Genomic DNA, 19,789 nt, shown 5'->3' on the forward strand with positions numbered 1-19,789 from the left:
ACTCTGGTACTTGCGTGTCACCGATCACGAATGGTCCCCTTCCCTCGGCGGCATCAGGTTGATCGGATGGTCCAGCGCCGCCCAGAGGTACTGGACGGCGTACGCCCGCCAGGGGCGCCAGGCCGCGGCTCGCCGCAGCAGCGCGGCCGGGGTGGCCGGCAGGCCGATCCGTTCCGCCCCGCGCCGTACACCCAGGTCTTCGAGCACGAATGCGTCCGGGTCACCGAGCGCGCGCATGGCGATGGTCTCAATCGTCCAGGGGCCGATGCCGGGCAGGCCCGCCAGGGCCGATCGGGTCCGTGACCAGTCACCGCCCTCGTCGAGCTCGGCCTCCCCGGAAACCAGCGCCGTGACCAGAGCCGTGAAGGCCCGCCTGCGCCCGGCCGGCACCGCCGGAGCCGGCCCGTCCGCCAGTTCGGCGACCGTCGGCCACAGATGGGTGAGACCGCCATCCGGATCATGGATCGGCGGCCCGGCGGCCCGGACGAGGCGGCCCGCGTGGGTGCGCGCCGCGGCGACCGAAACCTGCTGCCCGAGGACCGCGCGCAGCGCGAGCTCGGCCGGATCGACGGTCCGGGGAATCCGCCGTCCCGGGGCCCGCGCGACGAGCGGGGCCAGGTGCGGGTCGGTGCGCAGGTGCGCGTCGACCGCCGTCGGATCGGCGTCCAGGTCGAGCAGGCGGCGGCAGCGCGCGATGACGAAACCGAGATCCCGTATGTCGCTGAGCGCGAGCCGGCAGGCGATGTGGTCGGGCAGCGGGCGCAACGCGACGATGGCGTGCCCGTGCGGGGTCCGCAGAGTCCGCCGGTAGGCCCCGTCCCGCCATTCCTCGACGCCGGGTACCGCGGTTGCGACAAGATGCCCGAACAGGCTGTCCGGGTGCAGCGGGGCTCGGAACGGCAGCCTGACCGTGATCGTCGCAATGAGGTCCGAACCATCGGCCGAACCACCGGCCGATGCCGCGGGCACGGCCCGAGCAGGCACAGCCCGAGCAGGCACAGCCGGGCCCGACAGCGCCCGCCGCCGCAGGTCGCCCGGAGCGAGGGCGAAGATCTCGCGCACCGTGCCGTTGAAGGCACGGATGCTGCGGAACCCGGCGGCCGTCGCGACGTCCCCCATGCTCATGGTCGTGGTCTCCAGCAGCAGCCGGGCGGTCTGCGCACGCTGGGCGCGGGCGAGGGCGAGCGGGCCGGCACCGAGCTCGGCCAGCAGCTGCCGCTCGAGCTGGCGGGGGCTGTACCCGAGCCGGGCGGCGAGCCCCGGCACACCGGCCCGGTCGACGACGCCGTCGGCGATCAGCCGCATGGCCCGGGCGACCACATCGGCGCGATGGTTCCAGGCGGGCGAGCCGGGGCTCGCGTCGGGCCGGCACCGCTTGCAGGCGCGGAAGCCGGCACGCTGGGCTGAAGCCGCGGTCGGGTGGAAACGCATGTTCTCGACCCGCGGCGCTCTCGCCGGGCAGCTGGGGCGGCAGTAGATGCCGGTGGAGGTGACCGCGACGAAGAACCACCCGTCGAAACGGGCGTCGCGGGACCGCACGGCACGCGCGCAGAGCTCGGGATCACGATGCGGCGCGGCCGAGTCGAGACCGTCCAGGCTCCACACCGTGGCCGCGGCGGCGTCCGGCAGCTCGCCGGCGTGGGCCAGCTCGCCGGGCTTTCCGGCGTGAGCCAGCTCGCCGGCGTGGGCCAGCTCGCCGGGTTCTCCGGTGTCAGGCAGCTCGTCGGTGGCGGGCACCTGTCCAGGATTCGCGTGCGGGACCGGCCAGGTCCAGCAAGAATCCGACATCACGCCGGATCGGCGACGCCCCCGCTGTCAGCTCGCGGCGCAGGCGCGCGGCAGCGTCGTCGCGGCGAACTTGCCCGCCGACACCGGCTCGCCGAACAGGTGGCCCTGGCCGAGATCCGCGCCGAACGCACGCAGCGCGGCCGCCTGTTCGGAGGTCTCGATGCCTTCGGCGGTCACCGAAAGCCGGAGCTTGCGCGCGAACTCCACGATCGCCTCGACGAGATGGTCGTCCCGGCCGGGTTCGGTGCCCTTGCCGAGCTTCGCGACGAACAGGCCGGCGAGCTTCAGGCCACGCACCGGCATCGTCGAAAGGTAGGCGAAGTTCGACCAGCCGGTGCCGAAGTCGTCGATGACTATGCGGACACCGAGCGCGTTCAGCTCATGCAGTGCGCCGACCTGCCTGCCCCCGGAATCCATCAGGACGCTCTCCGTCAGCTCCAGCTGGAGGCGCTGCGCGGGGAGCCCGGTCCGGGCCAGGATGCGCTCGACCACCTTGACCAGGCCCGGCTCCCGCAGCTGGCGGCCGGAGAGGTTCACGCTGACGAACATGTGCGCGGGCCAGTCCCGCGCGACCTCACAGGCGCGTTCGAGCACCCACTGCCCGAGCTCGACGATGAAGCCGGAGTCCTCCGCCAGGTCGATGAACTCCCCCGGGCGGGTGGGGCCCAGGTGCGGATGGTCCCATCGCAGCAGTGCCTCGGCGCCAGCCATCGTGGCATCGCGAAGGTCGACGATCGGCTGGTAGGCCAGGGAGAACTCGCCCCTGGCCAGGCCCGGGCTCATCGAGCGGGACAGCAGCCCCCGGGTGGCCTCCCGGGTTCCCCGGTCCGGGTCGAAGGCCGTCCACTGGTTCTTGCCACCGCGCTTCGCCCAGGTCAGGGAGGCGTCGGCCGCGGCGACCAGGTCGCCGGGACGGGTGTCGGCGACGGCCATCTCGACGACGCCGATGCTGCAGGTGATCGGAAGATCACGTTCATCCACGCGGATGGGGTCACGCAGCGCGGCCAGGCACCGGCGGGCGATACCGGTGATCTCGTCGAGCCCGGCGCTGTCGGGCACGAGAATGACGAACTCGTCCCCGCCCATCCGCGCCACGGTGGGCACCGGCCCGGGCGCGGCGACGACCCGGGCCAGGCGGCGGGCGACCTCGACCAGGAGCTGGTCACCCGCCTCGTACCCGAAACCCTCGTTGATCATTTTGAACCGGTCGATGTCAAGGAAGCACAGGCCGATCCGCGCCGAGGGCCCGGCCTCCCGGAACGCGGTCTCCAGCCGGTCGAGGAACGCCGCCCGGTTCGCCAGCCCCGTCAGCGGGTCGTGCCGGGCATGAAAACGAACCTCTTCCTGCAGGCGGTGGCGCTCGGTGATGTCCTCGATCGTCGCGACGCCGAACCACCCACCCGCGCCGGCTCCGGCCTGCGTGGTCGACAGGGTCATCACAATCCACATCGGCGTCCCGTCCGGCCGGAGAATGCGGCATTCCCCCCGGGAACGGCCGTGCCGAGCCTCCTGCCACAGCCGGGCGACCATTTCCCGATCCGCCGGATGGACGATCTCGTCCAGCGGCCATGACACCGGCGGGCGATGCGTGGACAGGCCGAGAATGTCCAGGGCGACGTCACTCGCCTCGAGTATCCGGCCGGCGCGGTCGACCACGAGCACACCCAGCGCGGCGCCGTTCACGATGGCGTTGAGCCTGCTCTGGGAAATGCGGCGTTCCCGCTCGGCACGAACCAGGGCCCCACGGTCGGCGCGACGCAGCGCGGCCTGACCGTCCCGGGCGCGCTCACGCAGCGACTCCGTGTGGCCCCGGACGAGCTCACCGAGCAGGTCCATGATCCGCTCGTTCGGCAGGCTCCGCGCCGGTGACCCGTACGGTTGGGCCAGGTGGCGCCCCAGCAGGGCCACCGTGCGCCCCAGGGCCTCGCCGGACGCCACCTGGCCGTACGCAAGCCTGGCGCCGATGTCATAGCCGACCTCGGGCTGGCAGGACTCGCCGCGCACCGCCCGGAGCAGCTCGGCAGCGAGGCCCGCGAGCCAGGCGCGGGCGTCCGCGGCGGCGAGCGGCAGGAGATCGACCGCGGTGATCTCGGCGAACCATCGGTCCGCCAGGTCCGCCGTCTCGGTCTCGATCGTCACCGGATACCTCAGTCCCGCCCGTGGAGTACCGCTTCCGCGTCGCCACTCATTCACTGAAACCGTGTACTCACATCGCGTTATCATTTGGGCAAAACAGTCCATTTTCGCCAACGCCGCAAACCGTACTCCAGTCTGCGCGGCCCGGGCGGGCGGCAGCCCATACGCGCCAGCGCCACGATTGCCAGGCCGCCATCGTTTGACGACCCAGGAACGGGGCATCCAGCCACCGCGACCATGCCCGAAAGCACCATGAGGCCGGCACCACCACGCTTTGCCTGTGAGGAGTGCCACCTCACCCGACACCCGAGACGCCGGACGGCACACCGGAAAGGCATGAAGGAGACGGAAAGAGCGGCCCCGTGGCTACTGCCGGGCGGTCGCCGCGGCCAATCATAGCGGCACCCAACCCTGGTGACCGTGGTAATGCGTAACTGGTGGCCGAGGACCCATCCGGGCAGGTCCATCCGGGGAAGGATGTCCGGGCCGGTCGGAGCCACCGAAACTGGTTCACCATCAACACCGGACTTCCCGGCGGCCCCGCCGCAATCCAGCGACAGCGCCGACATCCGGACACTGACGCCCGCGGCGCCGGTCAACTCCCACGGGTTCCCGCGGCGGGCGGAGCAGAGAGGCGGCGGTAGGGGTGCGAATCATACTCAACGTGATCTGGCTGGTGCTGTGCGGAGTCTGGCTGGCGATCGGCTACACGCTCGCAGCCTTGATCTGCTTCATCCTCATCATCACGATTCCGTTCGGCATCGCCTCACTGCGTATGGCCAACTACGCACTGTGGCCGTTCGGGCGTCGGGTTGTCGACAAGCCGACAGCTGGAAACGCCTCACTGATCGGCAACATCCTGTGGATCCTCTTTGCCGGCTGGTGGCTGGCGCTCGGCCATCTGACAACCGGGGTCGCACTCTGCCTGACGATCATTGGCATCCCGTTGGGTTTGGCCAACTTCAAGCTCATCCCGATATCGCTGCTTCCCCTCGGAAAGGACATCGTCCGCATCGAGGACGGCGACCAGGACCATTACGGCGCGTCCTTCGGCCGGTAACAGCGCGCTACCGGCCATGGAGGCGCCGACCGACCCGGTTCCCCTGCGCCATGAATTTACCCAAATCCCGCGAGGCTCCACTTCCTACGCACAATCCCCCTTGGGTACCATCTTCGCGCTGCGCCAGGTAACACCAGGGGGGAAATCGTGGGGTACCAGCTGGGCATCCATCTGGGGGCATCTGAAACAACTGTCGCGGTCGCCGACGCGGGCTGGCCCAGCCTCGTTCCGATCGGGGCCTCGGTAACCGTGCCGACAGTTCTCCATCTCGGCCCGGGCGGCTCGGTCGGCGGCGGTGGCCTGGCAGCGGCCAGACTTGCCCGAACTGATCCGGCCCAGTTCGCGCAACGTTTCGTCGAGCGCCTCGGGGACCCCACCCCGATTCTGGTGGGTGGGGTCGGCTACAGCGCATCCGCGCTCGTGGCGCGATACCTGTCCTGGCTGGTGGAGCAGGTCACCGCGGTGCGCGGCGGACCGCCCGAGCTTGCCGTCGTGATCGCCCCGGGGAGCTGGCCGGGGCGGCGCCGGGAGGCCCTCGCCGACGCACTGGCCCGGGTCGAGGCCGACATCCCCATCCTCGCCCGTTCGACGACCGATGCGTTCGCCGCGCTGCTCGACCGGTCAGGCCGGGCGATGCCCGGTCACCACGCCGGAAGCTTCGATCTCGGCACGAACTGGTTCGAGGCCGCCGTGTACGCGGCGATGCCCGCCGGTGTCCTGGTCACAGGTGGGCCGGTCGGGCTCGCCGACACCACCACGACCATGCTCGACGAGTTGCTGCGCACCCACGTCCTGGCGCAGGCCGCGGCCACGTCGCAGGCGGCCATCACGCCGACGACGGCCACGTCCACACCGCCGGCCGCCACACCACCGGCGCCGGGCAGCACGCCATCGGCACCGGCTGACGGGCTGCTCGCCGCCTGCGCGGCGGCCCGCGAGGAGCTGATCGCCGAGGAGAGCACCAGCATCGAGGTCGGCGCCGCGGAATCCGGTACCGGCACCGCGATCAGCGTGCCGGTCACCCGGGCGGAGTACGAGAACCTCGTCCGCCCGATGATCGAGGACTCCGTGCGTGCCCTCGCCCGGGCGCTGCGCTCGGTCCCGGCCGCGCCCGAAGACCTGTCGCTGGTGATCCTGCGTGGCCCTGGCGCACGCATCCCGCTGGTCGGGCGGCTGCTGTCCGAGTCGGTGGGCGCGACGACACGGTGCGAGATCCAGGCCGAATCCGACCTCGCGCTGGGTGCCGCGCTGTTGGCGGCGGCCGAGAACCCGACGGAGCCGGCAAGTTCCCAGACCGTCGTGCTCGGCCCGGCGGCCTACGTCACGACGCCGCCACCGAGCATCCCGCCGATCAGCCGGCCGCCCACCATCAGCTCACCGGTGGACACCCCGCCCGGCGCTGTCGCAGCCGGCGGTGACGCCGGGACAGGCGCAGCGATCGGGGCCGGGATCGGGGCGTCCGCACCGGCACCGGTCACCGCGCTCACGGCACTCGCCGACGGCGGCGCGACGGCCAGCCCGCTCGTCGCGCGGGCCGGCGCCGGGGACGGGTCGCGAACGGTACGGCCCGCGGGTCCCGCCGGCCCGTTCGGATCGACGCGGAAGCTGATCGCCGCTGCCGCCGCCCTCATCGTCTTCGTCGCCGGCAGCGTGACCCTCGGCCTGGTCCTCGCCGACGGCGACGAGGAGCCCGCGGCCATCACCGCCGCCGACACCGGCTCGCTGCCGAAGTCGACGATCGACCAGCACCCGCAGCTCCCGGCGGACCAGATGCGCAACGCCGAGGAAGCCGCCGACCTCAGCGCCGAATACGCCACCGCGCCGACAACCACCGCCGAACCCGGGGCGAACACCGTGATCTCGACCGGTTCGGCCGAGGTCGCACCGATCACCGGCACGGCCTATGCGATGTTCCGCGAGGTACAGAAGGGCGTCACGGTCCAGGTCAGCGCCACCGACACCGACGACGGCCTCGCGAAGCTCTGCTCCGGCCAGGCCGACATCGCCGGGGCGTCGTTCGCGCTGTCCGATCCGGCCTGCAAGGACAAGGTGGTCGGCTTCGAGATCGCGCACCATCTGCTGCCGATCGTGGTGCCCAAGGCGAACACCTGGGTCAAATGCCTCACCGTCGCGCAGGTCGGCGAGATCTGGAAGCGGGATTCCACCGTGACCAGCTGGAACCAGGTCGACCCCGCGTTCCCGAACGTGCCCGTGCGGCTGGTCGGCCCCGGCCCGCAGACCGTGCACGCCAAGGTGTTCCTCGCCAGCATGACCGGATCGTCCGACAACACCCGTCAGTACCAGGAGGTCGAGCTGGAGGAGGTCGCCGAGGACGTCGAGTACGTCCAGGGCGCGATCGGCTTCATGGACTACGCGAACTTCCTGTCGGCCGCCGACGAGGTGCGCGCGATCCAGATCGACAGCGGCTTCGGCTGTGTGGAGCCGAACGCGCTCACCGCCGGCACGGGAATGTACCTGCCGCTGTGCAAGCCGCTCTACATCTATGCGTCCAAGGAGTCGCTGCGCAAGCCCGGTGTGGCCGCGTTCATGCGGTACTACATGGAGAACCAGCGACAGGTGACCGACCGGGCGCACTTCGTCGCCCGGGACGACGCGACGATCCGGGACAACCTGGCGATCGTCAACGGTATGACGGCCGGCGTGGAAGCCGTACGCACCTAAGCCGTACGCACCCGGCCATGCCCGGCACCGGCCTACCGGTGTCTCCGGCGAGTTCCCGTGTCGGACGGCGTCCGGACGGCGCATCGGGGAGGCCACCGGTAGCGTCGTCCGGGTCACCTTCGGTGACGATCGGTTATCCGAACGATCGCCCGAACGGTCGGCGCGGATCCTCGGTGAGGGGCTGGCCATGGACGTGTACGACGACATCACCGATCTGGTCGGTGGCACGCCGCTGGTGCGGCTGACCCCGACGATCGCCGAGACCACGACCCCCGTGCTCGGCAAGCTGGAGTACCTCAACCCGGGCGGCTCCGTGAAGGACCGCATCGCCCTGTCCATGGTCGCCGCCGCCGAGCGGGAGGGCCGGCTCGGCCCCGGCGGGACGATCGTCGAGCCGACCAGCGGCAACACCGGCGTCGGCCTCGCGATGCTCGCGGCGCGGCGCGGCTACCGGTGCGTCTTCACGATGCCTGACAAGATCAGCGAGGAGAAGCAGGCCGTTCTACGGGCCTATGGCGCCGAGGTGATCGTCTGCCCGACGGCCGTCGCGCCCGAGGATCCCCGCTCCTACTACTCGGTCGCGCGCCGGCTCGAGCGGGAGACGCCCGGGGCCTGGAGCCCCGACCAGTACTCCAACCCGCAGAACCCGGCGGCGCATGAGGCCACCACCGGTCCGGAGATCTGGCGTGCCACCGACGGCCGGGTCACCCATTTCGTGGCCGGCATCGGCACCGGTGGCACGATCAGCGGGATCGGCCGCTACCTCAAGCGGGTCAGCGGCGGCACCGTCCAGGTGATCGGCGCCGATCCGGAGGGCTCGGTCTACTCCGGCGGCAGCGGCCGGCCGTACCTCGTCGAAGGGGTCGGTGAGGACATCTGGCCCGCGACGTACGACAAGTCCGTGGTCGACCGGGTGGAGGCGGTGAGCGACCGCGACTCCTTCCTGATGACCAGGGAGCTCGCCCGCCGGGCTGGAATCCTCGTCGGTGGTTCCTGCGGGCTGGCGGTCGTCGCGGCGATCCGGGTCGCCCGCGAACTCGACGCCGCCGCGACCGCGGACGGCTGTGTGGTGGTACTGCTGCCCGACTCCGGCCGCGGGTATCTCTCCAAGATCTTCAACGACGAGTGGATGTACGACAACGGCTTCCTCGACCCGCCCTCGAACGAGCCGACCGTCGCCGCCGTGCTCGCGCACAAGAACGCGCAGACCTCCGCCCCGCCCAACCTCGTCCATGTTCATCCCGGCGAGACGGTCGGCGCCGCCATCTCCTACCTGCGCGAGTTCGGGGTCTCGCAGATGCCGGTGGTGCGCCACGAACCCCCGGTCCGGGCCGCGGAGGTGGCCGGGGCCGTGGTCGAGCGCGACCTGCTTGAGGCCGTCTTCGCCGACCGCGCGGCCGTCGACGCCCTCGTCGTCGACCACATGTCCGCACCACTGCCGACCGTCGGCGCCGGCGAGCCGCTCTCGGTGCTCGTGTCGGCCCTCGGCGAGGACCCGGCGGCACTCGTCCTCGACGAAGGCAACCCCAGCGGGATCCTCACCCGGGCCGACCTGCTGGGCTTTCTCGCCGTCCGGTAGTCCGCCGGCCCTCGGCCTCATCCGCCGGCCCTCGATCGCGGACTTCGCGCGACTCGGTCGAACCGGTGATGTCCCCGGCCCCGCGGCCACCCCGTGCGAAGGTGAGCGCCATGGCTGATCGGAACGCGGGATCGAACGGATTGAACGCGGAGTTCGAGACCCTGGCGGTGCACGCCGGCCAGGAGCCGGACCCGGCGACCGGAGCGGTGGTGGTCCCCATCCACACCGCCTCGACCTTCGCCCAGGACGGCGTCGGCGGGCTTCGCGCCGGCTTCGAGTACGCCCGCTCAGGAAACCCGACCCGCGCAGCGCTGGAGACCAGCCTCGCCGCGCTCGAACGTGGCGCCGAGGCCCTTGCCTTCGCCTCCGGGCTGGCGGCCTCGGACGCCCTGCTGCGCACGGTCTGCCGGCCGGGCAGCCACGTCGTCATCCCGGCCGACGCCTACGGCGGCACCTATCGCCTGTTCGCCCGGGTGCTGGCCGAGTGGGGCGTGGAGCACACCGCCGCCGATCTCAGTGATCCGGCCGCCGCGAGCGCCGCGATCCGACCGGGCTCCACGGCACTGGTGTGGTGTGAGACGCCGACGAACCCGCTGCTGGCCATCGCGGACATCGCGGCGCTCGCCAGCATCGCCCACGGGGCGGATGCGCTGCTTGTCGTCGACAACACCTTCGCCTCGCCGTACCTGTGCCAGCCGCTGACGCTGGGAGCGGATGTGGTCGTCCACTCGACGACCAAGTACCTGGGCGGGCACAGCGATGTCGTGGGTGGCGCGGTGGTGACCGCCTCGGCCGAGCTCGCGCGGCGGGTCCGTTTCATCCAGAACGCGGCCGGCGCGGTGCCCGGCCCGTTCGACGCCTGGCTCGTCCTGCGCGGCGTCAAGACCCTGCCGGTACGGATGGACCGGCACTGCGCGAACGCCCGCGAGGTCGCCGCGCTGCTGTCCGCCCATCCAGCGGTACACGCGGTCCACTACCCGGGCCTGCCCGGGCATCCCGGCCACGACGTCGCCGCGAAGCAGATGCGCGACTTCGGCGGCATGGTCTCGTTCCAGCTCGCGGCGGGTGCGGCGGGAGCGCTGGCGGTGTGCGCGGCGACCCGGCTGTTCACCCTCGCCGAGTCGCTGGGCGGAGTCGAGTCGCTCATCGAGCATCCGGCGAGCATGACCCACGCCTCCGTCGCCGGATCACCGCTGGCTGTGCCCGACGATCTCGTCCGGCTCTCGGTGGGCATCGAGGCGGTCGACGACCTGCTGACCGATCTGGAGCAGGCGCTCCACGCGGGGTGACCGGCAAGTCAGGCGAAACCGGCGCATCCGCCGACCACACCCGACACAACCACGAGAAAACGCATCCACACTCACACGTCAAGATGGCAAGGTTTCGACAAGGCAGACGCCATATGACGAAAGTCCCGAGATCCGACCAGGACGACGACAGAGCGGCGCGAAATCGCTACCGTCAGAGCAGCGTCGCGATCATCTCTTTCCGGAGACTGATGAACCTTTTCCACCTCACGGTGCACGGTCAGGGATGCCGCAGGTCCGCGTAGACGACGGAAAAGGTCCAATCATGAGATTACGTCCGGATCATCCGGGCTTCTGCCGCCGTGACCGGACAACGACGCCCAGGAGTTGGGGATGGACGAAGCGGCGGACAGACGGCTGGTCGTTGCCACTTGCGCGGCCACAGCCGCGCTCGCGCTGGGCGGATCACGTCTCATGATCGCCCCGGACGACCGAAGCCAGGACACTCTCGGCCGGATAGAGACCGGGCTCGCCACCATGGCCCGCCGCTGGGAGACGATGGCGCCCGCGGATCTGGTCGACCGGCTCGATGTGATCTCCCGGCACACCGAAGCGATGTCAGGACGGCGCCAGCCCGCGGCGATCCGCAGGGACTGGCGCCGTACTCACAGCAGGGTTCTCGTCATGTCGGCAGTCGCGCAGGGAGACAACGGGCTCTCCGGGCGCGCGGTGGTGTCGGCCCGCACAGCCCTCGTGCTGGCCCGCCACGTGGGTGACGCGCCGACCGCCGCCCACGCCGGAGTCGTCCTGGCCGAACTGGCCGCCTACACCTTCGACAGTGCCGACGACGGGCTGTCGCTCGCGATGGCCGCGCGGGCCACCGCTCCCCACTCCCACACCGCGATCCTGGCCATGACGACCGAGGCCAACATCCGCGCCGGTCGCGGCGAGCCCGCGGACCGGGTGATGGAAGTGATACGAGAAGCCGAGAGCCTCGCTCGCGGAGCGGCGCCCGCGGCCCAGGGCTACGCACTCGACGGCCTGCATCCGGGCTACCTGCCGACCTTCGGTGGCGCGGCGCTCGTGGGGGCGGGAGCGCTGTCGGAAGGGCGCCGCCGCCTTTCCAACGCCGCCGCCCTGTTCGACCGCTCACGCGCACCCGGAGCACTGGCCGCGGTGCGCCTCTACCAGGCCTCCGCCGCCATGCACGCCGACGCGCTGGACGAGGCTCAGACGCTGGCAACCCGAGCACTGGCCACCTCGGCCGTGCGGCCCACCGCCTGGCTGACCAACGGGATCATGTCGCTGGCGACTCGGGCCCGGCGTCGCGGAGCCGACTGGGCCGGCCTCGTGGCCCAGGCCCGGGAATGGGCGCCGGTCGCCGTGTAGTCCCGCCATGGGTTGGCGTTGCGGTCGGCTTTGAGGCCGGCATTGAGGCCGGTGTCGCGGTCGACGTCACGGCCCATGGCTGCGTCGCGGTCCATGCCGGCGCGGGCCTGCCGCCAGGGCCTCGCCTCGGCCACCCGGGCGCACCAGGCGACAGTCAGCGCGATCACCGCGAGAACGAGCAGCAGGACGAACAGGGCCAGCACCGGTGAGCCGGTAAGGGCGTCAACCAACCAGCCCCTCGGGGCGGCGGCCCCGTCGAGCAGCGAGTGCGTGTCCGCGCGAATGGGCGGAGGCGTCGGCAGTGCGGCCGGAACGGACGGTGGACCCACGGAATGCTGAGATAGCGAACTCAAAGACACGGCGGCACGGTAGCGGATGGCCGATCAACCTAACCGATTGACCTGATCATTCGCAGGCAACTGCAGCCCGGACCACTCAGCTTGTTTTCCGGCAGGCCTTCCCCAACACCTCCCTTATTGAGCCTTTTCCATCTCACGTTTATCGGGTGGTGTTGTTGCGGCTCGGATCCGACGACGGAAAGGGCTCATTGACACACCTACCCTGGCGGCGACCTCCGCAAGGCCGCTCCATCGGGGCTTGTCCGTGGGCTGACGAATGCACGCGGAAGGCTCACCGTACAACCGCGAATGCACACCATACGCTCAGGTGGTCATCTTTTGCACGCCACCCACACCAGAACCCTCCGGACTGGACAGCCAATATCCTGCATCACGACTGGAGCGATCCTGGCACACCTCGGACACAAATCCGGTAGAACCTTCGAGATGTGGCCGGAGAAACGCCGGAATCTACGCTGGCCACCGAGTGCCGCCTCAGCACCCGGCGCCGGCGCCGGGAACAGGCCGGAGCCGGCCTGCGGATCACACCGGGATCCGCCGTGGGGCGGGCCGGATCATCCGGGCCGGGTGATCCGGCCCGGATGGTCCGACATTCGTCACCGGCCCGGGGCAGGCGAGGCAGGCGAGGCAGGCGAGGCAGGCGGGCGCATGATCCTGGCGGGTGCGGCGAAGACGGTGGAGCCGGCGGGGACATCCGTCGTCACGATGGAGCCGGGCCCGATCCGGGTGTCGTCACCGATCGCGATCGGACCGATCAGGTGCACGCCCGGAGCGATGTCCACCCGCGCACCGATCCTCGGAACATCCGCGGGCGGGGCATTCGTCCGCGCATACCCGATGGTCACGCCGTGACGAATGATGGTGTCATCGCCGACCACGCAGTACCGCGGGATCATCACGGCCTGGTGGTGCCCGATCAACACACGACGTCCGATGCGGGCGTCGACGGAGATCTCGGTGCCGTACACGTTGCGGATGACGATGTTGTTCACCGCCTTGAAGGCGATCAGGCCAACCCGGCCGACCAATCCCCCCCGTTCCAGGCTCCATCGCCCGAACCGGTGCACCGCGAGCACCTGAAAGCCCGGATGCAGCCACGAGCCGTAGTGGACAGCCCTGTCCTCGCGGAGCTGTTCGCGGAGCGAGACGGCGGGCCGGGAGTCATTGGACGTCCCGGTGGCCACAGCACCGACCGACTCGGTGCCGACCGACTCGGTGCCGACCGACTCACCGAGCACCGCTGAGCTCCTCGATACACGCGCGCAGCTCGCCGACGTTCGCGAAGGAGGCGAGTCGCTCGTCGGGAATCCGCACGTCGAACTCGGTCTCCAGCGCGTAGATCAGGTTGATGTGCGCCAGCGAGTCCCAGCCGGGTACGTCATCCGCCGTCGTGGTGTCGGAGACGACCAGGGCATGGTCGCTGAAGATCTCCTGGAAGACCCGCTCGAGGCGCTCCTGCACCATCAGCCGGCCACCTCCTGCATCGTCCGTGCGGATGTCCCCGCGTCTGGATGGCCGACCTCCCCCGAACGGGGCTCGGGCGGCCTGGATTCATTCGGGCCCGGCTGGTGCCGGCGGGTGTCGACGACCCGGATGAGGCCTGGCCGTTCAGGGGCGAGCACCACCGGCAGCAGCCAACGAGTGGAACCGTCGGCGCCGCCGTGGGCGGCCCCCACGCGCTGGAAGCCCAACCGGGCGTACAGATCCGCCACCAGCGAGTTCTTGGCGGTCGGAAGGTAGTGACCGCGCACAGCCGTGCAGCCGAGGCGCCGAGCCTCCGCGACGATCAGCTCGGCGAGCTCGCACTCCAGCGTGCGGCCGATGACCCGGCAGCTCATCAGCCAGGTGTCGACATCCAGCACCGCGGTACCGGCGACGAGGCCCGCGGCTGCCTCGGCCTCGGCGTCGGCCACGGCCTCGGCGTCGGCGTCGGCCACGACGGCGGCCACCCGACTGGCGATCACCACCGCGACCAGGCCGTGATCAGCGAAACGGTCGGCCAGCCGCACGCAGATGATCACGGTTGCCGGATCGGCCGCGAGCTCGGCGACCTCGGCCGCCCCGCGCCGCCGGGTCGTCAGGTTGAACTGGTTGGTCTTCCCGATGAGCTGGACGACCCGGGGCAGGGTCAGCTCATCGAGCGGAACCACGGTCGCGACCATCTCGAGCCCGCGGTGGAACTCCTCCAGCGACGACGCGGAGGCTTCGAGCTCGACGGCGCGGGCCCTGGCCCGGTACTGCTCGGTGCGGGCTGAGTCCTCCGCGGTCAGCGCACCCGGCTCGAAGAACGGGTAGTCGGCGAGCGCCCGCACATACTCGTGCGGGTCCTTCGGCAGTGCGATCACGTCGACCTCGGGAACGAGCTGGCGCACCACCTCACGCTCGGCCGGGTTGTCGTCGACGAAAACCAGGGAGTCCAGCCCGATGCCCAGTGTCTGGGCGATACGCCGGATCTGCGTGGGCTTGTCATCCCAGGACGCGCTGAACATCGCGATGTCGTCGAGGCGCAGCCGCATGGCGGGATGTCGGTCGAAAGCCGCCCGGGCATCCGCGTCATTGTTCTTCGAGCACACGGCAAGGACCACGCCGCGTTCACGCAGCAGGGCGATGTACTCCTGAAACTCGCTGAAGGCCTCGCCGGCCGGGCCGTCGCCCAACGCGATGCCCGCGAGACCGTCCTCGCCGAGCACTCCGCCCCACAGGGTGTTGTCCAGGTCGAGCACGAGGCACTTGCGGCTGGTGCCGAGCTGGGCACCCAGCACCGCGGCGGTGTGTCGGGCCAGCGCGGGTACGTGCGCGAGGGAGACCGCCTGCCTGGATCGATGCCAGTACCGCGGGTCGAACCAGCTGCGCTTGCCCACCGTCGCCGCCAGGCGCTCGCAGTCCACGAAGGAGACCTGGCCCGAGCCGGCCCCGATGCCCCCACTGCCCCCGATGTCCCCGCTGCCTCCGATGTCCCCGCTGCCTCCGGCGTCCCCGTTGCTCCCGCGGCTCCCGCTCGCGCCGCCTCCGACGCCCGCGGCGGCCTGGCCGAGCGCCACGTTGACGGCCGCGAGCAACGACGATCGGGCGCCCGATGCCTGCCTGGCAAGGTGGCCGAACGGTTCGGTCTCGGGCACCACGAAGGTGTGCTGGATGACCGCTGCCCCGAGGCGGTGGGTGATGATCTGCCACAACGACGTCCACCGCGCCGCCTCGACGGCGACGGCCTGCTCGGGGTCGCGCGCGAACGACGGCAGGGCCGTGTCGCCCGCGTGCACCGCGAGGATCACGACGTCCGGCCCGAAACGGTGCAGGCCGCTGGCGGGGTCCAGAACCTCCTGCCGGTACTGGCCGTAGCCGCACTCGTACACCTCGACCGCGACCCCCGCGCGCGCCGCGGCCAGGGGCAGCAACGCCGCGAACTGTGCCGTGGTGTAGCTGCCGAGCACCGCGACTCTGGCCGGCCGCAACGTGAGACCCGCTGCGGGAAGGGCCCGGCGCAGCACACCGGCGGCCGCCGACCAGCAGGTGAGATCGCCCCCGGCATCGGTCATCGCGAGCGCCCAGCGCACCGCGGCGGCGGCATCGCCCGCCCGTTCATGGGCGAGGGCAAGATCTCGGCACAGGCCGGCCGCCGGCACCTCGGTCATCGCCGCGGCACCGGCCAGCTCCTCGAGGCTCCGCGGACCTGTCCGCCGGGGATCAACCATCGATCGAATTCCTCCCTGGGCGCCACTCGCGGGCCGCCTCCGCCGGGGAGATACAGGACTAACTCTACCCTTACGTAAGAGTAGCCTGCCGAGTGCGGACGATCTCCGGGCTGATGCCCGAGAAGCCACTCGACGACCACGCCGCCGCGCCCGATCAGGTGACAGCGCACCTGGCGTCGCTCCACGCCCCGCGTCGACAGCTCCCGCCCCGCCAGCGGAATGCACCGGATTTCACCGAGTCCCACTGCCCGGTCAGCAGACACTCACGCTGCCAGCCAGCGCAACGGGCCCACCACGACGACGTAACAACCAGGACACTTCCGCGCGTGAGCGTACGAACATCGCGCGACGAGCGACCCGTCCGATCTCCTGCGGCGGCGCTCGGGCGCGGTGCGGCACCACTCGCCGGTTCGCCTCCGGTCTCCCCTGATCGGCGTCCGGCCGGCCCGACCCCGCGGAGGCACCGATGACCCAGGCAACGTGTGACGTGATCGCGCAACGCCAGCCCTCGGAGGAGGGCGCGGCGGCCACCCCGCGGAGCGTTTTCACCGCGACCGAGAGCGCGGACTTCCGTGCTGTTCTCGGGCATTTCTGCTCCGGAATCGTGATTGTCACGGCGATGGACGGCTCCGAACCCGTCGGCATGACCTGTCAGTCGTTCAGCAGCGCATCGCTCACTCCCCCACTGGTCATGTTCCTGCCCGCGCGGACGTCCACCAGCTACCCGAGAATCCGGGCCGCCGGGCACTTCTGCGTGAACGTTCTCGACAACAGCCAGGAGGCGGTGTCCGCACAGTTCTCCAGGAGTGGCACCGACAAGTGGAGCGGAATCAGCTGGACGCCGGCTGAGAACGGGGCCCCCGTGCTCGACGGCGCACTTGCCTGGATGGAGTGCACGTTGCACCGCGAATACGACGCCGGCGACCACGTGATCACTCTCGGTCTGGTCGAACGGCTCGGCGCCGCCGCAACCGGCGAGCCATTGCTCTACTTCCGCGGCGCCTACGGCCAGTTCCTGGCACGCTCCTGAAGCGACAGTCACGAAAACTCACAGGAGGGCCCTGTCATGCCGCAGCGTCGAGTTCTCAGTGTCGTCGGCAACCCCAAGCCGAACTCGCGCACCCGCACGGTGGCCGAGGCCGTCGCCGCCCGGGTGGCCGCCGCGATCCCGGCCGAGGGCGACGTCGTGACCGAGGTGATCGAGGTCAGCGCACTGGGTCCGGGGCTGCTGGGCTGGGGTGACCCGGCGGTGAAGGAAGCCGTCGCCTCGATGCGGACGGCGGACGCCCTGGTCGTGGCGACCCCGACCTTCAAGGCCACCTACACGGGGCTCCTCAAGCTGCTGCTCGACCAGATCGGGCAGGGCGAGCTCGGCGGGGTACCAACCGTGCCCGTGCTCGTCGCCGGGGCTCCCGAGCACGCGCTGGCGGTGGAGGTGCACCTGCGTCCGCTGCTGGTGGAGATCGGCGCATCGTGCCCGACCCGTGGCGTCTTCGTGCTTGATTCCACGCTTCCCGAGCTGCCCGCCCAGCTGGACACGTGGGCGACGGCCAACCTGGCCGCCATCACCGCTCTCGTCGAGTCCCGAGCCACGGTGTCGCAGGACCTCGGCTGAGACCCCGCGTCCTGTACCCGTCGCCTACCCGTCGGTCGCTGCCGGATACAGGACGCCGGCGTCGCCACCGGCGCCCTCAGAGGACGTCCCGGGCCACCACCGGACGTCCCAGGTCACCGTTCACGGGCAGGCCTCGGCGAGGCCGGCGAGGATGTCCCAGACCGACACGTCCGGCAGCCCAACGCCCAGGCCACCGTCGTCCGTGCCGTAGCAGCCACCGTTGCGGCCCTCCGCCGGTGGCACCCGTGGGTTGCCGCGTGGCGAGCCACCCGTGTCGCGAGCCTGGCCGCCCTGAGCCGCTTCGCCTCGGTCCGGGCTCAGGTCCGCACCGCCGGTGGACGATCCCGTCGTGCCAGCCGAGTCACCGGTCGACAGAGATCCCGATCCCGCGGCGTCCGTGCGGTCCGGTGCCGCGGGCGACGGCGACGACGACGGCCACGGCGTGATCCCGTGAAGGCCAGGGGCCGCTCCACCCGGGACAAGGCCCGGCGGCACCAGAGCACCCGGGCCCGCCAGGTCCTGGCCGGGTCGGACACCGGCCGGGAGCCCATCCCCTGGAAACGCCGGCCCTGGGGACGCCTGGCCAGGCAGCACCTGACCAGGCAGCACCTGACCAGGCAGCACCTGCCCGGGCAGCACCTGCCCCTGCGCTGTCGACCCTGGCATCGTCGGCCACGGCGGGACGACCGGCTGTGCGTAGGAGCCCGGGCCGCCGGAGCCGAACGGCGCGGGGAACTGCCGGACCGCCGCGCGCGGCAGTCCGCTCCCCAGGTCGCCGGTGCGCCCGTCCGTCGGGTGTCCGTCGGAGAGGCTGGGGTCCGTTCCGAGCGGCCGGGCGGTCACCGTCGCGTCCGGCTGATCTCCGCCCGTGGCGAGCACGCCGAAGGTCGCCACGGCGACCGTGAAGCTGGCCGCCGTCAGCAGGCCCGCCATCGGGCGATCGTCGATGCCCAGGAAGCCGATCCGGCCGCGGAGCAGGCCGACGATCCCGACCACCAGCGCGATCATGGCAAGGGCCGCGAGCACGCCGCTGATCAGGGCGATCACGGCTTGCCCTGCGACGTCACGCTTTCCCGCATGCGTCCCCCCAGCCACCGATCCGATGTCCGCGGGAACGTACCTCACTCAGGGTAGCAGGACGGTCTCAATTTCAGGTGTGTCGGCGTCTCGAGGCCTGCCCGACGATGGCTCGGCACCGACCTCACTCACCGCCTCACTTCCGAGCCGCGGGCTTCGACGCGGCAGGCTTCTGAGCCGGTTTCGACCCAGCAGGCTTCGACCCAGCCGGCTTCTGACCAGCCGACCTCGACGCAGCAGGTTTCTGAGCCGATGGCTTCGATGCCCCAGGCTTGGACGCCGTCGGCTTCGAGACAACAGGCTTCTGAGTCACGGGCTTTGCCCCTGCAGGCTTCGACGGCTTCTGAGTCACCGGCTTCGACGCGGCAGGCCTGGACACCGCAGGCTTCTGAGTCACCGGCTTGGCCGCCGCGGGCTTCGATGCCCCAGGCTTCGATGCCCCAGGCTTGGACGCCACCGGCTTCGACGCCCCGGACTCGGACGCGGCAGGCCTGGACACCACAGGCTTCTGAGCCGGCTTCGCGGTGCTGCTCTGGTTTGCCTGAGCCGAGGTGCGGGCGGCGAGTGGCGAGCGCGCTGACCGCGACGAGGGCTTCCCGGTGATCGGCTTTGCGCGGGCGAGCCGGTCGACCGACCGCCGGACCTGCGTGGCAAGCGCGCCGAGTCGATCGCCTCCCGCCGACTCCGCGGAACCGATCGTCCCCGCCGCGACCGCTGCCGTGGTGGTGGGCCACCAGGGGAACGTCGGCATTCGTGCCGGTGAAGGGCTCGCTGTCGCCGAGGTCGGGTCGGACGAGACCGCCGAGGCAGGGGCCGACGGCCGGGTCGTCGTCGGCCGGGTTGTCGACGTCGAGGCCGGCCCGGAGGTGGTTCTGGTCGCCGGCTTCGACGTCGGCGATGCCGTGGCGCGAGGTCGGACACTCGCGGACGGCGTGGCACGCGGGCTCGCGGAGGCCGTCGCCCGCGGCTTCGTGGAGGGCGTCGGCGTCGAGGTCGTTCTGGATGCCGCACCGCCCGGCGTCCGGCTCGTTCCCGTCGTCGGCCGCGGAGAGCGGGACGAGGATGTCGAGGGCGACGGTGACGCTGTCCCCCCACCGGCGGTCGTCCCGGCACCGGTGGTCGGCGGGTAGGTGCGGGTCGCGGTCGGGGACGGGTACTCCAGCCC

Annotated in this window: 14 protein-coding genes; 8 read left to right on the plus strand and 6 right to left on the minus strand. The window is 71.2% G+C overall.

The features are described 5' to 3' along the window. Positions 1-24 precede the first annotated feature (24 nt). Both ACG83_RS22460 and ACG83_RS22465 read right to left on the minus strand, forming a co-directional pair. The gene (locus ACG83_RS22460; RefSeq protein ID WP_304438442.1) at positions 25-1,605 is read right to left on the minus strand and encodes an AlkA N-terminal domain-containing protein; all 1,581 of its coding nucleotides are present in this window, start codon (positions 1,603-1,605) and stop codon (positions 25-27) included. Between the two features lie 210 nt (positions 1,606-1,815). Beyond that, on the minus strand, positions 1,816-3,927 hold the full coding sequence (locus ACG83_RS22465; protein WP_054568211.1) for a bifunctional diguanylate cyclase/phosphodiesterase: 2,112 nt from the start codon (positions 3,925-3,927) through the stop codon (positions 1,816-1,818). Positions 3,928-4,570: 643 nt separating this feature from the next. Between ACG83_RS22465 and ACG83_RS22470 the strand changes: the two genes are divergently transcribed. The 5 genes from ACG83_RS22470 to ACG83_RS22490 all read left to right on the plus strand — a co-directional run bounded on the left by ACG83_RS22470 (position 4,571) and on the right by ACG83_RS22490 (position 11,881). After that, on the plus strand, positions 4,571-4,984 hold the full coding sequence (locus tag ACG83_RS22470; protein WP_054568212.1) for a YccF domain-containing protein: 414 nt from the start codon (positions 4,571-4,573) through the stop codon (positions 4,982-4,984). A gap of 147 nt (positions 4,985-5,131) precedes the next feature. Then, positions 5,132-7,666 carry a substrate-binding domain-containing protein gene (locus tag ACG83_RS22475; RefSeq protein ID WP_054568213.1) on the plus strand — a complete coding sequence of 845 codons (2,535 nt, stop codon included), beginning with the start codon at positions 5,132-5,134 and terminating at the stop codon, positions 7,664-7,666. Between the two features lie 187 nt (positions 7,667-7,853). Continuing rightward, complete coding sequence (locus ACG83_RS22480; RefSeq protein WP_054568214.1) at positions 7,854-9,245, plus strand: cystathionine beta-synthase; 1,392 nt, start codon at positions 7,854-7,856, stop codon at positions 9,243-9,245. 110 nt (positions 9,246-9,355) lie between these two features. Next, the gene (locus ACG83_RS22485; RefSeq protein WP_054568215.1) at positions 9,356-10,534 is read left to right on the plus strand and encodes a cystathionine gamma-synthase; all 1,179 of its coding nucleotides are present in this window, start codon (positions 9,356-9,358) and stop codon (positions 10,532-10,534) included. 351 nt (positions 10,535-10,885) lie between these two features. Continuing rightward, positions 10,886-11,881, plus strand: a complete 996-nt coding sequence (locus tag ACG83_RS22490) for a hypothetical protein (RefSeq protein WP_054568216.1) — start codon at positions 10,886-10,888, stop codon at positions 11,879-11,881. 955 nt (positions 11,882-12,836) lie between these two features. Here ACG83_RS22490 and ACG83_RS22495 read toward each other — a convergent pair. Genes ACG83_RS22495 through ACG83_RS22505 form a run of 3 tightly spaced genes read right to left on the minus strand, consistent with a single transcriptional unit; the run spans position 12,837 to position 15,932 of the window. Continuing rightward, positions 12,837-13,424 carry a serine O-acetyltransferase gene (locus ACG83_RS22495; RefSeq protein WP_054568567.1) on the minus strand — a complete coding sequence of 196 codons (588 nt, stop codon included), beginning with the start codon at positions 13,422-13,424 and terminating at the stop codon, positions 12,837-12,839. A gap of 43 nt (positions 13,425-13,467) precedes the next feature. After that, positions 13,468-13,704, minus strand: coding sequence for an acyl carrier protein (locus ACG83_RS22500; protein WP_054568217.1), 237 nt, complete (start codon positions 13,702-13,704; stop codon positions 13,468-13,470). After that, a complete protein-coding gene (locus tag ACG83_RS22505; RefSeq protein WP_054568218.1) occupies positions 13,704-15,932 on the minus strand; it encodes an HAD family hydrolase in 2,229 nt (742 codons plus the stop codon). Before ACG83_RS22505 ends, ACG83_RS22500 begins: the two co-directional genes overlap by 1 nt. Before the next feature lie 466 nt (positions 15,933-16,398). Between ACG83_RS22505 and ACG83_RS22510 the strand changes: the two genes are divergently transcribed. After that, a complete protein-coding gene (locus ACG83_RS22510) occupies positions 16,399-16,962 on the plus strand; it encodes a flavin reductase family protein (protein ID WP_054568219.1) in 564 nt (187 codons plus the stop codon). Positions 16,963-16,998: 36 nt separating this feature from the next. After that, entirely contained in the window at positions 16,999-17,547 is a 549-nt protein-coding gene (locus ACG83_RS22515) for an NADPH-dependent FMN reductase (RefSeq protein WP_006540025.1), read from the plus strand. A gap of 120 nt (positions 17,548-17,667) precedes the next feature. On the opposite strand, the gene ACG83_RS22520 is transcribed toward ACG83_RS22515, so the two are convergent. After that, the gene (locus tag ACG83_RS22520; RefSeq protein WP_054568220.1) at positions 17,668-18,594 is read right to left on the minus strand and encodes a hypothetical protein; all 927 of its coding nucleotides are present in this window, start codon (positions 18,592-18,594) and stop codon (positions 17,668-17,670) included. Positions 18,595-19,175: 581 nt separating this feature from the next. Here ACG83_RS22520 and ACG83_RS22525 point away from each other — a divergent pair. Then, positions 19,176-19,754 (plus strand): hypothetical protein, encoded by a 579-nt coding sequence (locus ACG83_RS22525; RefSeq protein ID WP_054568221.1) that lies wholly within the window; start codon positions 19,176-19,178, stop codon positions 19,752-19,754. The last annotated feature ends 35 nt before the right edge of the window (positions 19,755-19,789 follow it).

The sequence above is a fragment of the Frankia sp. R43 genome (assembly GCF_001306465.1).
Lineage (GTDB): Bacteria > Actinomycetota > Actinomycetes > Frankiales > Frankiaceae > Parafrankia > Parafrankia irregularis.

What these genes read in the sequence shown, in the direction of transcription:
- ACG83_RS22480 (WP_054568214.1), top strand. Translation starts at nt 7,854, where the DNA reads ATGGACGTGTACGACGACATCACCGATCTGGTCGGTGGCACGCCGCTG.
- ACG83_RS22485 (WP_054568215.1), top strand. Translation starts at nt 9,356, where the DNA reads ATGGCTGATCGGAACGCGGGATCGAACGGATTGAACGCGGAGTTCGAG.
- ACG83_RS22490 (WP_054568216.1), top strand. Translation starts at nt 10,886, where the DNA reads ATGGACGAAGCGGCGGACAGACGGCTGGTCGTTGCCACTTGCGCGGCC.
- ACG83_RS22500 (WP_054568217.1), bottom strand. Translation starts at nt 13,704, where the DNA reads ATGGTGCAGGAGCGCCTCGAGCGGGTCTTCCAGGAGATCTTCAGCGAC.
- ACG83_RS22505 (WP_054568218.1), bottom strand. Translation starts at nt 15,932, where the DNA reads ATGGTTGATCCCCGGCGGACAGGTCCGCGGAGCCTCGAGGAGCTGGCC.
- ACG83_RS22510 (WP_054568219.1), top strand. Translation starts at nt 16,399, where the DNA reads ATGACCCAGGCAACGTGTGACGTGATCGCGCAACGCCAGCCCTCGGAG.
- ACG83_RS22515 (WP_006540025.1), top strand. Translation starts at nt 16,999, where the DNA reads ATGCCGCAGCGTCGAGTTCTCAGTGTCGTCGGCAACCCCAAGCCGAAC.